This window comes from Paraburkholderia sp. A3BS-1L, from assembly GCF_051125215.1.
In the GTDB taxonomy this organism is placed as follows: Bacteria; Pseudomonadota; Gammaproteobacteria; order Burkholderiales; family Burkholderiaceae; genus Paraburkholderia.
The window spans coordinates 1,129,587-1,142,706 of the sequence record NZ_CP120442.1; the positions used below are offsets into that span (position 1 = coordinate 1,129,587).

Sequence of the window (13,120 nt, forward strand, 5' to 3'; positions counted from 1 at the left end):
TATCTGATGAACAGGAATCCAGAATGAAAGCGCAGTTTCGACCTCTTATCGTGATCTTCGCCGTGCTCGCGGCGATCACCGGTCTCGTGTATCCGGCCGTGATGACCGCGTTCGGCCAGGCGGTGTTTCATCGCCAGGTGAACGGCAGTCTTGTCGAGGTGAACGGCAAGGTGGTGGGCAGCAAGCTGATCGGCCAGCAGTTCGATGCGCCCCAGTACTTCTGGGGCCGTCTCTCGGCCACGGCGCCGAATCCATACAACGCGGCCGGTTCCGGCGGCTCGAACCTCGGCCCGACCAACCCGGCGCTCGCCGACGAAGTCAAAGGCCGCATCGCGGCGCTCAAGGCCGCGGGCACCGATGTTTCGCAGCCCGGGTCGCAACCTGTTCCCGCCGATCTCGTGACCTCGTCGGCGAGCGGGCTCGATCCCGAGATCTCGCCGGCCGCCGCCGCGTACCAGGTGCCACGCGTGGCCAGGGCGCGCCACTTGAGCACGAACGACGTGCAGGCGCTCGTGGATCGCTATACCCGGGGACGCCAGTTCGGCGTGTTCGGCGAGCCGCGCGTGAACGTGCTCGAACTGAACCTCGCGCTCGACGGCAAGACGGCGAGCTGAACTATGACGCGACGCCGAAGGCTGATGGCAGCCGGGCGCCGCATGCCGCCTCGGCAGCATGCGGCGCCTGCTGTTTGCTTATTCAGTGCCACGGTGAGACGATCTTCCGCGAACCCCCCCATGAAATCCGCATGAACCGCCCCGATCCCGACGAACTCCTCGACCGGCTCCAGCGCGACGAAGAAAAACGCCGCCGCGGCAAGCTGAAGATTTTTTTTGGCGCGTCGGCGGGCGTCGGCAAGACCTACGCGATGCTCCAGGCCGCGCGCCGCCGCCAGGAGGAGGGCATGGACGTGGTGGTCGGCATCGTCGAGACCCATGGGCGCAGCGAGACCGCCGCGCTCACGAGCGGCCTCGAAGAATTGCCGCGCCAGCGCATCGCGTACCGCGGGCGCATGCTCGAGGAGTTCGATCTGGACGCGGCGCTCGGGCGCAAGCCGCAACTCGTGCTGGTCGATGAGCTCGCGCATTCGAATGTGCAGGGCGCGCGCCACATGAAACGCTGGCAGGACGTCTACGAACTACTCGACGCGGGCATCGACGTCTACACGACTGTCAACGTCCAGCACCTCGAAAGCCTCAACGACGTGGTGGGGCAGATCACCGGCATCCGCGTCTGGGAAACGGTGCCAGACCGCGTGTTCGACGGCGCGGACGAAGTCACGCTGGTCGACCTGCCCGCCGAGGAGCTGCTCGACCGCATGCGCGACGGCAAGGTGTACATGCCCGCGCAGGCCGAGCGCGCGGTGCGCAATTTCTTCCGCAAGGGCAACCTGATCGCGCTGCGCGAACTGGCGCTGCGCCGCACGGCCGATCGCGTCGACGCGCAGATGCACGAGTATCGCGCCGACCGCTCGATCCAGCACGTCTGGCAGGCGCGCGAGCGGCTGCTCGTGTGCGTGGGCCCGGGCCCCGAGGCGAGCGCGCTGGTGCGCGCCTCGGCGCGGCTCGCGGCGAGCCTGAAGGCCGACTGGATCGCCGTGTACGTGGAGACGCCCAGGCTTCAGCGCTTGCCCGACGAGGTGCGCCAGCGTACGCTCGGCGCCCTCAAGCTCGCCTCCGAGCTGGGCGCGGAAACCGCCACGCTCGCCGGCGAGGACGCGGCCGTTACGCTCGCGGGCTATGCGCGGCTGCGCAACGTCTCGAAGCTCGTGGCGGGCGTTTCGGCGCGCAGCGGCGCATCGTGGTGGCGCTGGCTGCGCCGGCCGTTCGGCGAGCGCCTCGCCGAAAAGGCCGAGGGTGCCGACTTGACCCTGGTGCGCGCGAGCGCCGCCGATAACGACCGGCTCGCGGGCGCGCAGCGTGAGGCGTCGGCCGCGGCGCGCGCGGCCAACGCCTGGCGTGCGGCCATCGCGACCGGCACTGCGAATCGCTCGCCGCCGCGCGCCTACGCGGCGGCGCTGCTGATCTGCGCGTCCATCACGGTGCTCGCGAGCACCGTGATGGACCGCATCGCGCTCGCCAATCTCGTGATGCTCTATTTGCTCGGCGTGATCTTCACGGCGACGAAGCTCGGGCGCGGCCCCGGCGTGCTGCTCTCGTTCGCGAGCGTGGCCGCCTACGATTTTTTCTTCGTGCCGCCGCGCCTGTCGTTCTCGGTGAGCGACACGCAGTACCTGCTGACCTTCGTGGGCATGCTGCTCACCTCGCTCGTCATCAGCCATCTCACTTCGAGCCTGCGCCGCGAGGCGAGCGTCGCGCAGCGGCGCGAGCAGCGCACGGGCGCGATGTACGCGATGGCGCGCGAGCTGGCGGCCGCGCTCGCGACGGAACAGATCGTGGCGATCGGCAGCCGCCATGTGAGCGAGGTGTTCGGCGCGCGCGTGGCGATACTCCTGCCCGACAGCGCCGACAAGGTCCAGCAGAAGATCGAGGAGCCCGATCCGCAGATCATGCTCGAACCGGGGAGCCTCGACATCGATGTGGGCCAGTGGGTCTACGACCAGCAAAAGCCCGCTGGCCGCGGCACCGACACGCTGCCCGCAGCGGCGGCGCTCTATCTGCCGCTCAAGGCGCCGATGCGCACGCGCGGCGTGCTTGCGGTGGTCACGCGCGACGCGCGCGAAATGCAGGTGCCCGAGCAGCAGCGCATGCTCGACGCGTTCGCCGCGCAGATCGCGCTCGCGCTCGAACGCGTGCACTACGTGGAGATCGCGCGCGACGCGCTCGTTAACATGGAGTCCGAACGATTACGCAACTCGCTGCTCTCGGCGATCTCGCACGACCTGCGCACGCCGCTCACGGCCATCGTCGGCTTTTCGTCGATGCTCGCGCAGGCGCATGAGTCCGATGCGGCGGGCACGCCGGCCGACGCACGGCATGTACGCTCCGGTGAGCTCATCGAGGCGATCCACGATGAGGCGCTGCGCATGACCGGCATCGTCACGAATCTGCTCGACATGGCGCGCCTGCAGGCGGGCAGCCTCAAGCTCAACCGGCAGTGGACGCTGCTGGAGGAAACCGTGGGCGCGGCGCTGGCCGCGTGCCGCCGCGTGCTGGCGCGGCACCCGGTACAGGTGCAGCTCGAAGCGGGCTTGCCCTTGCTGCAGCTCGACGCGGTGCTCATGGAGCGGCTCTTCTCGAACCTGCTGGAAAACGCCGCGAAGTACACGCCGCCCGATACGCCGCTCACGATCTCCGCGCGCCGCATCGAAGAGAACGGTCAGCCGTTCGTGCGCGTGAGCATCGACGATGCGGGTCCGGGCCTGCCGCACGGCATGGGCGAGCGCGTATTCGAGAAGTTCACGCGCGGCGAGAAGGAATCGGCGAAGCCCGGCATCGGCCTCGGGCTTGCGATCTGCCGCGCGATCGTGGAGGCGCACGACGGTACAATCGGCGCAACCAACCGCCTGGCCGCCGATGGCCACGTCGAAGGCGCGTCGTTCTGGTTTGCGCTGCCGGTGCAGACGCCGCCGCCGTTGCCGACCGATGAACCCGCCGATCTCAAGCCCGCCCATGAGTGATCCGAGCCTCGCCGTTGTCCTGATCGAAGACGAGAAGCAGATCCGCCGCTTCGTGCGCGCATCGCTGGAGGGGGAGGGCATTGCCGTCTACGACGCCCAGACTGGCAAACAGGGGCTCGTCGAGGCGGCGACGCGCAAGCCCGACCTCGTGATCGTCGATCTGGGCCTGCCCGACACGGATGGGCTCGACGTGATCCGCGAGCTGCGCGGCTGGAGCGACCTGCCGGTGATCGTGTTGTCGGCGCGCACGCAGGAGAGCGAAAAGGTTGCCGCGCTCGACGCCGGCGCAGACGATTACCTCACCAAGCCGTTCGGCGTCTCCGAGCTGCTCGCGCGCATTCGCGCGCATTTGCGCCGCCGCAACCGGGGCGGCGCGAACGAAGCGCCGCAGGTGAGCTTCGGCGCGGTGACCGTCGATCTGGCCCTGCGCCAGGTGACGCGCGACGGCGCGCCCGTGCACCTCACGCCGATCGAGTACCGCCTGCTCGCGACCTTCGTGCGCGACGCGGGCCGCGTGCTGACCCACCGGCAACTGCTGCGCGAGGTCTGGGGGCCTTCGCACGTCGAGAGCAGCCACTATCTGCGCATCTATATGGCGCATCTGCGGCAGAAACTGGAGCGCGATCCGGCGCAGCCCGAGCACATCGTCACCGAGACGGGCGTGGGGTATCGGCTGGTGGGCGTGCAGTAGCACTGGCGTGCCGAAGCGGGTGGCCGGCCCGGCCAGGCTGCAGGCCCCGCCGTGATATACTTACAGGCGCGTAAGGACGACCTTGCGTCTCATCTTCAAACGGGGACGGCCCCACTTCTCAAGGGGAACGTTCTCGTGGCCTGGATTTACCTCCTCATTGCCGGCGTGCTCGAAGTTGCATGGGCGTCGGGTCTCAAGCTGTCCGTTGGATTTACCAAGCTCGGCTGGTCGGCGTTCACCATCGTGACGGCGCTCGGCAGCTTCTGGCTGCTCGCACTCGCCATGCGCCAACTGCCGCTCGGCACGGCGTACGCGGTATGGACCGGCATCGGCGCGGTGGGCGCGTTCATCCTCGGCATCATTGTGATGGGCGAAGCGGCCAGCGTCGCGCGCGTGGCCAGCGCCGCGCTGATCGTACTGGGGCTCGTCGGGCTCAAGCTTTCATCGGCGGCCTGAGGCGCCTGTTTCAGTGCGGGTTGCCGTGCCGGGCGCGCCACGTCTGGTGCGCTCGTGCAACGCAGCAGCGACGCGGAGGTTTGCGTGGCTATAATGGAATGACCATAGCCCGATCACTCCCAACACTCCGCACCACGTCCGGTTCGTGGGGACGGCGCCGCACGCGCCTCGCGCGAGGAGGCAGTCATGCTGGAACCACTTTCGCTTGCCGCGGGCCTTTCCTGGGGCAGCGGTCTGCGCCTCTACCTCACGGTTCTGATAGCCGGCGTGCTGCAGCGCCTCGGCTTCATCCATTTGCCCGACACACTGGCGATTCTCGCCTCGCCCTGGGTGATCGGCATTGCCGCCGCGCTCACGGTGCTCGAATTTCTCGCCGATAAAGTCCCCGCGTTCGACTCGCTCTGGGACGCCGTGCATACCTTCATCCGCATTCCCGCCGGCGCTGTGCTGGCGGTCGGCGCGCTCGGCCATGCCGATCCGGCGCTGCTCACGGTGGCGGCGCTCGCCGGCGGCACGCTCGCCGGCACGGCGCATCTGGCCAAGGCCGGCACGCGCGCACTGATCAATCTCTCGCCCGAGCCGGTGTCGAACGTCGTCACGTCCGGCGCGGAGGACGGCATGACCTTTATTGGCGTGCTGCTTGCACTGTTCGCGCCGTTGCTGTTTCTGGTGATGCTCGTGGCTTTCCTGCTGGTGGCTGCCTGGGCTTTGCCGCGCCTGTGGCGTGGCGTGCAGGGCGGGTTTCGCGGCATGGCCACGCATATGGTCTCGCGCTTTTCGCTGCGGAGCCGCCACGATTGAGCGGCGCCGGGCCTTCCTCGCCTGCCTCCAGCGCAGCGCCGGGGGGTGACCCGGACCGTTCCGGGCCCATGCCGCCGCGCGCGGGCAGTGAGCAGCCGCACGGCGGCGGGGCGGGCGCTGCACCGCCGGCCGTTCCCACTTCACATACCCCTCGTACCCCGCTCGGCTGGCCCGACCTCGTGCGCCTCGCCGCGCGCATGAGCGCGCGCGACTGGCGCGCGGGCGAGCTGACGATGCTGCTGCTGGCGCTCGTGCTGGCGGTGGCGGCGCTTGCAAGCGTGGGTTTTCTCGCCGACCGGCTCCAGCGTGGCCTGGAGCGCGACGCCCGGGGCATGATCGCCGCGGACTTCATCGTGCGCGCCGACCATCCGGTCGATCCTGCTTTCGCTCAAGAGGCGCAGTCGCTGGCCTTGCATACCGCGGCCACGGCCATCTTCCCGAGCATGGTGAGCGCCGAAGGGGCCGCGGGTGCGCCCGACGCCCGGGCGGCCACGCGCCTTGCCGCGGTCAAGTCGGTCTCGCCGGGCTATCCGCTGCGCGGCGCGTTGCGTCTCGCGTCCGCGCCTGGCGCGCCCGAGCGCGAGATGCGGGGCATCCCGCCGCCCGGCACGGTCTGGGTCGACCAGCAACTGCTCGACGCGCTCAAGGTCCAGGTGGGCAGCCGGGTCAAGGTCGGCACGCGCATTTTCACGATCGGCGCGCTGATCACGCGCGAACTCGATCGCGGCTTCTCGTTCGTGAACTTCTCGCCGCGCCTGATGCTCAACGCCGCCGATCTGCCTTCGACTGGCCTCACGGGCTACGGCAGCCGCGTCACGTACCGGCTGCTCGTGGCGGGCCCCGATTCCGCCGTCGCGCGGTTCGCCGAGTGGGCGCACGCGCGCGTGGACGGCGGCAAGCTGCGCGGCGTCGGCCTTGAATCGCTGCAGGACGGACAGCCGCAGGTGCGCCAGGCGCTCGACCGCGCGCGCCACTTCCTTACGCTCGTCTCGCTGCTCACGGCGCTGCTGGCGGCCGTGGCGATCGCGATGGCCGCGCACCGCTACACGCGTCGCCATCTGGACGGCTGCGCCGCGATGCGCTGCCTCGGCGCGAGCCAGCGTACGCTGCGTGCGCTGTTCGTGCTCGAATTCACGGGCCTCGGACTGGCGGGCGGCGTGCTGGGCGTGGCGCTGGGCTATGCGGGCCATCTCGCGTTGCTCGCCTGGCTCGGCACGCTGATCGAGGTGGTGCTGCCGCACCCCGGGCCGCTGCCCGCGCTCGAAGGCATCGCGGCGGGCCTCGTGCTGCTGCTCGGCTTCGCGCTGCCGCCGCTGCTGCCGCTCACGCGCGTGCCGCCGGTGCGCGTGCTGCGCCGCGAGTGGGGCGACGAGGGCCGCACGGCGTGGGCCGCGTACGCCATCGGCATTGCGCTGTTTGCGGGGCTGCTGGTGATCGCGGCGGGCGAGCTCAAGCTCGGCGGCATCGTTGCGGGCGGCTTTGCGCTGGGACTCGTCGTGTTCGCCGGCGCCGCGCGGGTCGCGCTGTGGGGCGCGGCGCGCGTCGCGCGCAGCCAGCGCTACGGCTTCGAGGCGCGTGCGGGCGTGGGCTGGCGCTATGCGCTCGCATCGCTCGAGCGGCGGCCCGGCGCGAGCGCGCTGCAGATCACTTCGCTCGCGATCGGCCTGATGTGCCTGCTGCTCATCGCGATGACGCGCAACGACCTGATCGACGGCTGGCGCAAATCCACGCCGCCCGATGCGCCCAATGAATTCCTCATCGACATCCAGCCCGAGCAGCGCAACGCCGTGGCCGCGTGGCTCACGACGCACGGCATCGCGAATCCCGATCTCGAACCGATGGTGCGCGGGCGTCTCGTCACGATCAACGGCAAGCCCGTGGATCCCGCAAAGTACAAGAGCGAGGATGTGCGCCGTCTCGTCGATCGCGAGTTCAACCTCTCGTACACGACGCAATTGCCCGAGGACAACCGCATCGAGACGGGCACGTGGTATGGCGATTCGAGCGCGCCGCAACTATCGATCGAGCAGGGGCTCGCGAAGCTCATCGACGTGAAGCCCGGGGACGTGCTCACCTTCGACGTGACCGGCCTCGAAGTGACGGCGCCGGTGACGAGCGTGCGCAAGCTCGACTGGGGTTCGTTCAAGGTGAACTTTTTCGTGCTGATGCCCCCCGCGCTGTTGCGCGATTTTCCGGCCACGTACATCACGAGTTTTCATCTTCCCGAGAACCGGCGCGCCGTGGTGGACGGGCTCGTTGCACAGTATCCGAACGTGACCGCCATCGACGTCGGCCCGATCCTCGCGCAGGTCCAGCGCATGCTGGAGCAGGTGATCAACGCGGTGCAGTTCCTGTTTCTCTTCACGCTTGCGGCGGGCGTGCTGGTGCTCTATGCGGCGCTTGCGGGCACGCGCGACGAGCGCATGCGCGAGTCGGCGCTGCTGCGCGCGCTGGGCGCCTCGCATGCGCAGGTGCGCGCGGTGCAGGTGGCCGAGTTCGTTGCCGTGGGCGCGCTCGCGGGGCTGATGGCGGCGGTGGGCGCGCTGGCCGTGGGGTCGGTGCTGGCCACGAAAGTGTTCGCCTTCCATCTCGCGTTCGATCCGTGGCTCCTGCCTGCGGGCGTCGCGGCGGGCGTGGCCTGCGCGGGCGTGGGCGGCTGGATCAGCCTGCGGCATGTGCTCGCGCGGCCCGCGCTGCAATCGCTGCGCGATGCGTGAAGGGCCGCGTGCGCTGCGGCTCAGACAGGCGTAGGGCCTGCCATTGGCATGGATTTCGGCATATGATGCCAGGGCTTTTTTCTCCCATGCCATGAATACCGAATCGACTCCCAAGCGCACACCGAAGCGTACGACCCAGCCGGCCGTGCCCGGCGCCCCCGCGCCGATGCGCTTTCTCGACACCTATCTCGCCGCGCTGCTCGCGCGCGCGAGCAGCCTCATTTCCGACGAATTCCACGCCACGCTCGCGCGCAAGAAGATTCCGGTATTGCAATGGCGCGTGCTCGCGTGTCTTTCCGACGGCTCGCTGCCGATGGGCGATCTGGGGCGCGTGATTCTCGCGAAGCAGCCCACGGTGAGCAAACTGATCGACCGCATGGAGGCGGCGGGGCTGGTCGTGCGTCAGGAAGACCCGGCGAGCCGCCGCCGCACGCTCGTGGCGCTCACGCCGCATGGCAGCACGCTCGCTGCGGAACTGGTGGCGCTCGCGCTGGAGCACGAGGCTTCAGTGCTGCTGCCGTTCGAGCCCGAGACAGCGAAGATATTCGTCGACGTGCTGCGCAAGCTGATCGAGCAGCACGCGAAGTGAGGCGGCCCGAGGCTCGTCAAAGCGTGAGACTGCCCGTGCTCGTGCCGCCGCACACATAAAGCGTTTGCCCCGTGACGAAGCCGTTCTCCGCCGCCGCGAAGAACATTGCGGCGCGCGCGATGTCGTCGGGCTGGCCGAGCCGGCCCACGGGAATGCCGGCCGCGATTTGCGCGACCTTCGGGCTGTCGGCGGGCACGATCTCATGAAACATGTCGGTCTGGATCGGGCCGGGCGCAATCGCGTTCGCGGTGACGCCGAGCGGCCCGAGTTCGAGCGCCCAGGTGCGCACGAGGCCGAGCATGCCCGCCTTGGTCGCCGAGTAGGCCGTGCGCGTGGCGAGCCCGAGCGCGGCGCGCGACGAAATCAGCACGAGACGCCCGAAATGCTGCGTGCACATGGCGGGCAGCATCGCCTGCGCGAGTGCGATGGGCGCGGCGAGATGCAGGTTCGTGAGTGCGAGCAGGTCTTCGTGCGTGACGTCGGGCAGAAGCGCCGGGCGAATCGCGCCGGCGTTGTGGACCAGCGTGGTGGGTGCATGGCGCGCCGCGATTTCGGACGCGGCTTCACGCGCGGCCGCCGCGTCGCAAAGATCGACCTCGACGGTGCGTAGGCGTGCGTGGCCCGGCGCGTTCGCGCGCAGGTCGAGCGAGATCACTTCATAGCCGGCTTCGAGCAGATGCTCGACGATCGCCCGGCCGATGCCGGCATTGCCGCCGGTGACGATGGCGGCACGGTTCAGGGCGCCTTCCTGGTGGTTGGTGTTCGTCATCTCAATCCTGGCGTTTCTTCATGGCGCGCGTGTCGATGCAGCCCGGCGTGCCGGGCAGCGTGCGCGCGAGGTCCTTGAGGGCGGCGCGCTGCACCTTCTGCGTGCCGGTGAGCGGCAGTGCGTCGACGAACGCGACATAGCCGGGCGCCTTGAAATACGCGAGCTGTGCGAGGCAGAGCTCCACGAGCTCGGCGGCGCGCGCAGTGCCCTCGGCTTCGCGCAGCGGCTCGCGCGCGACGACGCAGGCGAGCACTTCGTCGCCGCGCACCGCATCGGGCGTGGCCGCGACGGCCACGTCGGCCACGCCCGGATGCTTGCGCAGCACGCTCTCGACTTCGACCGCCGAGATGTTCTCGCCGCTGCGGCGAATCACGTTTTTCTTGCGGTCGACGAAGTACATCTGGCCGTCGGCGTCTTGCTTCACGATGTCGCCGGTATGGAACCAGCCGCCTTCCCATGCCGCTTCTGTTGCTTCGTCATCCTTGAGATATTCGCGGAAAAAGCCCCGGTGCGGAGTGTCGCCGCTCGCGCGCACGAGCAGCTCGCCTGGTTCGCCCACCAGCACAGGCTGCCCGTCGTCGCCGACGATCCTGACCTCCAGCGCCGCCTCGGGCTTGCCGAAGCACGACATGCCGATGTTGCGCGGCTCGCGGTTGGCGATCACCACGGCGCCCGCGCCGGTTTCGGTCATCGCCCAGGCTTCGAGCAGCGGGATGCCGAAGCGGGTCTCGAACGGCGCGTGCAGGGTCTTGTCGACGCCTGCGCCAAAGCCGAAGCGCACCGCGTGGTCGCGGTCGTGCACGGTTTCCGGCGCGCCGAGCAGCATGGCCGGCATCACGCCGAGATAGTGGATCACGGTCGCGCGCGCATCGCGTACGCTCGCCCACCAGCTGCGCGGATGAAAGCGGTCGAGCGCGACGATGGCGCCGCCCGCGAGAATCATCGCCATGGTCGAGTACGCCATCGCGTTCATGTGCGTCATCGGCAGCGGCGTGACGAGGCGCTCGACGCCGGGCCGCAGCGCGCACAAGCCGCCGATGCGGTTGTACCAGAGGCCCGCGAGCAGAAAGTACTCGTTGGGCAAGACGCAGGCTTTCGGGCGGCCTGTCGTGCCCGAGGTGTAGAGCAGCGCGCATTCGGTGTTGGCGTCGGGCGCATCCTGGACCGGTGCGCGGGCCCCGGCGGCCGCGTGCGGGATCGCATCGGCATCAGCATCAGCATCGGCGTCGTGGAGCGCGACGCTGCGCTGCGCCGCAAGCGCCGCCGCGCGCAGATCGGCATGGCGCGCTGAAGGCGCGACTGCGAGATCGAGTTCGCTGTGGCCTGTGATGTATTCGAGTTCGGCGGCGCGCAACTCGGTCGAGAGTGGCACGACCGAGACGCCGAGCGCATTCAGCGCGAGCCAGTGCAGGAAGAACGTGGGCCGGTTTTCGAGCATCAGCCCCGCACGATGGCCGAGGCCAAAGCCCGCGGCGCGGTAGTGCGCAGCGAGCGTGTCGACCTGGGAGAGCGCCTCGCCATAGCGCAGCGTTCGTGCGTCGATGCCGTAAATCTGCGCGGTCTCCGGCAGCACGACGAGGAAGTCGTGGTCGGGATAGCGCGCGGCGCTCGCGGCAAAGGCCGCATACACCGAAGTGAAGGGTAACGGATCGGAACGGCGTGGTTCGTGGTTCACCGCGTGCCTCACATGAAAAGCTGGACCGACGGCAGCGCCGCGTCGCAATTGAGCAGATCGATGCGCTTTTCGCGGATGCGCAGCGCGCCGCCTTCCTCGACGAGGTGATGGCGCACCACGCCTGTGAAGATCAGTTGTTCGTCGCCGCGCGCTTCGGCGTAGAAGAACGGCGTGCGCAAGCGGTAGCCGTCGGCGCCGGCGGACTCGATCTCGGGGCGCTGCAGTACGTGCTGGCAGCGGCTCTCCGGCTGCTGCGAAAAGGCGCGCGGCTGTTTCAGGCGCTCGACGCGCAGCTTGAGCAGCAGGCGGTCCTCATACATCAGCGAGGCATGATTGAGGCCGTCGTGCTGATCGGGCGCGAGCGGAATCCAGTAGAGGCCGTCTTCGGCGAACAGCTCGTACCATGCGTCGAGCTGCTTTTCGTCGATGAGGCGCGCCTCGCGGTAGACGAAATCGGCGAGCGTCTCGCGCAGGGCCGTGTCAGGTGTTGCAGTCATCGCTGGGTCCCCCCGGAATTATTTCGACGCTTGCGGCGCCATGTAGCGCGCCCACGCGCGGAACTGGTTGCGCATCGAGATCTCGCTCGTGCCGTTGATGGTGAGGTCGCGCGCCTCGCTCTCGTCGGCGCGGTAGTCGCGGTGCAGGCTCACCCATGCGTTGCCGTTCGCGGCGAGGCCTTCCTGGATCGCGCGGTACGCGTGCAGGTCGTCGTGGCCCACCACCGACATTGGCGAGTTGATGAGACGCGAATACGTGAGCGTGCGTTGCAGCAGCACCTCGGGCGCGCCCTTGAGGCGGAATGTCCACGACTCGATCACCGTCTTGTCCGGCGCGATGGGGCGCACCACGCGGATCGCCTGGATTGCGCCCTTGATCGTGAGGCTCGGGTAGTAGACCGTGTTGTGACGCGAGGTGCCGAGCACCTGCCTGGCTTTTTCCTCGCCCCAGGCCGCGGCCAGCTGCTGCTCGTATTTGGGCAGCGCGGCGTAGCTCGAATGGATCGAGAAGTTCACGCCCGTGTAGCTGTGGCCGTTCTCGAACACGCGCACGCCCATGCCGTCGAAGAACGCGTAGTCGGACACGAACGGCACGAACTGCTCGATTGCCATGGGCTTCGGCTCATCGGCGCTCTTGCCGTCCCAGAGCTTTTTCGCTGTGCCCGCAGACGATTCGTGCGCCACCATCGGATGCATCGTGTCGTTGAGGTTCTCGACGAACATCTTCCAGTTGCAGTTGTGCACGTAGCGCAGGCAGCCGCCCGCGATTTCGAGCTCGCCTTCGGGCGAGCGGTCGGCCATGTTATCGATGGACGAGAGCGAGTCGCCGAAATAGTCGCTGAACGACGGGCCTTCGTCGGACAGGCGCACGAACACGAAGCCGCGATACGTCTGTACGTTGGCTACGGCGGTCAGGCCTTGGTCCGAGGGGCACTCGCTCATGCGCGTGCCTTCGTAGCCGTTCTTCAGCGGAATCGCGAGCGGCTTGCCATCGGTCTTGTAGGTCCACGCATGGTAAGGACAGCGGAAGAATTTGCCGGTGTTGCCGGTGGGGGCGCTCACCAGCTTCGCGCCCTTGTGCGCGCAGCGGTTCTTCAGCACGCGCACGGTGCCGTCGGCCTGGCGCACCATCACGAGCGGCTCTTTTGCGATGTCGACGGTGAGGTAGTCGCCGGCGTTGGGCACCTGGCTCGTGTGGCCGAGATAGACCCAGGTGCGGTGAAAGAGCCGCTCCATTTCGAGGTCGAACACTTCCTGATCCAGATACACGTCGCGGTGGACCTGGTCCGGCTCGACGAGCGCGGCAAGCGCGGCGGCGTCTTCGCGATAGCGGGGCATGACGGACTCC

At 68.7% G+C, this 13,120-nt stretch carries 11 protein-coding genes; 7 read left to right on the top strand and 4 right to left on the bottom strand.

Going from position 1 to position 13,120, the window contains the following annotated elements; translation table 11 throughout:
• Positions 1 to 23: 23 nt before the first annotated feature.
• The 7 genes from kdpC (at position 24) to P5W99_RS05100 (ending at position 8,831) form a co-directional block, all read left to right on the top strand.
• Complete coding sequence (kdpC, locus tag P5W99_RS05070) at positions 24 to 614, top strand: potassium-transporting ATPase subunit KdpC (RefSeq protein ID WP_421044115.1); 591 nt, start codon at positions 24 to 26, stop codon at positions 612 to 614.
• Positions 615 to 745: 131 nt separating this feature from the next.
• Entirely contained in the window at positions 746 to 3,577 is a 2,832-nt protein-coding gene (locus P5W99_RS05075; protein WP_421079205.1) for a DUF4118 domain-containing protein, read from the top strand.
• A complete protein-coding gene (gene kdpE / locus P5W99_RS05080; protein ID WP_421023526.1) occupies positions 3,570 to 4,268 on the top strand; it encodes a two-component system response regulator KdpE in 699 nt (232 codons plus the stop codon). Before P5W99_RS05075 ends, kdpE begins: the two co-directional genes overlap by 8 nt.
• Before the next feature lie 135 nt (positions 4,269 to 4,403).
• Complete coding sequence (locus P5W99_RS05085; RefSeq protein WP_421023527.1) at positions 4,404 to 4,724, top strand: DMT family transporter; 321 nt, start codon at positions 4,404 to 4,406, stop codon at positions 4,722 to 4,724.
• 186 nt (positions 4,725 to 4,910) lie between these two features.
• Complete coding sequence (locus P5W99_RS05090; RefSeq protein WP_421023528.1) at positions 4,911 to 5,525, top strand: DUF4126 domain-containing protein; 615 nt, start codon at positions 4,911 to 4,913, stop codon at positions 5,523 to 5,525.
• 197 nt (positions 5,526 to 5,722) lie between these two features.
• Positions 5,723 to 8,242: an ABC transporter permease gene (locus P5W99_RS05095; RefSeq protein ID WP_434662446.1), complete on the top strand. Its 2,520-nt coding sequence runs from the start codon at positions 5,723 to 5,725 to the stop codon at positions 8,240 to 8,242.
• Between the two features lie 91 nt (positions 8,243 to 8,333).
• Positions 8,334 to 8,831 carry a MarR family winged helix-turn-helix transcriptional regulator gene (locus P5W99_RS05100; protein WP_421044110.1) on the top strand — a complete coding sequence of 166 codons (498 nt, stop codon included), beginning with the start codon at positions 8,334 to 8,336 and terminating at the stop codon, positions 8,829 to 8,831.
• 16 nt (positions 8,832 to 8,847) lie between these two features.
• On the opposite strand, the gene P5W99_RS05105 is transcribed toward P5W99_RS05100, so the two are convergent.
• Genes P5W99_RS05105 through P5W99_RS05120 form a run of 4 tightly spaced genes read right to left on the bottom strand, consistent with a single transcriptional unit; the run spans position 8,848 to position 13,110 of the window.
• Positions 8,848 to 9,600 (bottom strand): SDR family NAD(P)-dependent oxidoreductase, encoded by a 753-nt coding sequence (locus tag P5W99_RS05105; RefSeq protein ID WP_421079206.1) that lies wholly within the window; start codon positions 9,598 to 9,600, stop codon positions 8,848 to 8,850.
• Position 9,601: 1 nt separating this feature from the next.
• Entirely contained in the window at positions 9,602 to 11,275 is a 1,674-nt protein-coding gene (locus tag P5W99_RS05110) for an AMP-binding protein (protein ID WP_434662117.1), read from the bottom strand.
• Positions 11,276 to 11,283: 8 nt separating this feature from the next.
• Positions 11,284 to 11,772 carry an aromatic-ring-hydroxylating dioxygenase subunit beta gene (locus P5W99_RS05115; RefSeq protein WP_434662119.1) on the bottom strand — a complete coding sequence of 163 codons (489 nt, stop codon included), beginning with the start codon at positions 11,770 to 11,772 and terminating at the stop codon, positions 11,284 to 11,286.
• An 18-nt stretch (positions 11,773 to 11,790) separates the two neighbouring features.
• Complete coding sequence (locus P5W99_RS05120; RefSeq protein ID WP_434662121.1) at positions 11,791 to 13,110, bottom strand: aromatic ring-hydroxylating dioxygenase subunit alpha; 1,320 nt, start codon at positions 13,108 to 13,110, stop codon at positions 11,791 to 11,793.
• Positions 13,111 to 13,120: the final 10 nt, after the last annotated feature.

Excerpts from the sequence above, each read along its gene's own strand:
- P5W99_RS05090 (WP_421023528.1), top strand. The coding sequence starts at position 4,911 with ATGCTGGAACCACTTTCGCTTGCCGCGGGCCTTTCCTGGGGCAGCGGT.
- P5W99_RS05075 (WP_421079205.1), top strand. The coding sequence starts at position 746 with ATGAACCGCCCCGATCCCGACGAACTCCTCGACCGGCTCCAGCGCGAC.
- P5W99_RS05095 (WP_434662446.1), top strand. The coding sequence starts at position 5,723 with ATGAGCGCGCGCGACTGGCGCGCGGGCGAGCTGACGATGCTGCTGCTG.
- P5W99_RS05115 (WP_434662119.1), bottom strand. The coding sequence starts at position 11,772 with ATGACTGCAACACCTGACACGGCCCTGCGCGAGACGCTCGCCGATTTC.
- P5W99_RS05100 (WP_421044110.1), top strand. The coding sequence starts at position 8,334 with ATGAATACCGAATCGACTCCCAAGCGCACACCGAAGCGTACGACCCAG.
- P5W99_RS05120 (WP_434662121.1), bottom strand. The coding sequence starts at position 13,110 with ATGCCCCGCTATCGCGAAGACGCCGCCGCGCTTGCCGCGCTCGTCGAG.
- kdpE (WP_421023526.1), top strand. The coding sequence starts at position 3,570 with ATGAGTGATCCGAGCCTCGCCGTTGTCCTGATCGAAGACGAGAAGCAG.
- P5W99_RS05105 (WP_421079206.1), bottom strand. The coding sequence starts at position 9,600 with ATGACGAACACCAACCACCAGGAAGGCGCCCTGAACCGTGCCGCCATC.
- kdpC (WP_421044115.1), top strand. The coding sequence starts at position 24 with ATGAAAGCGCAGTTTCGACCTCTTATCGTGATCTTCGCCGTGCTCGCG.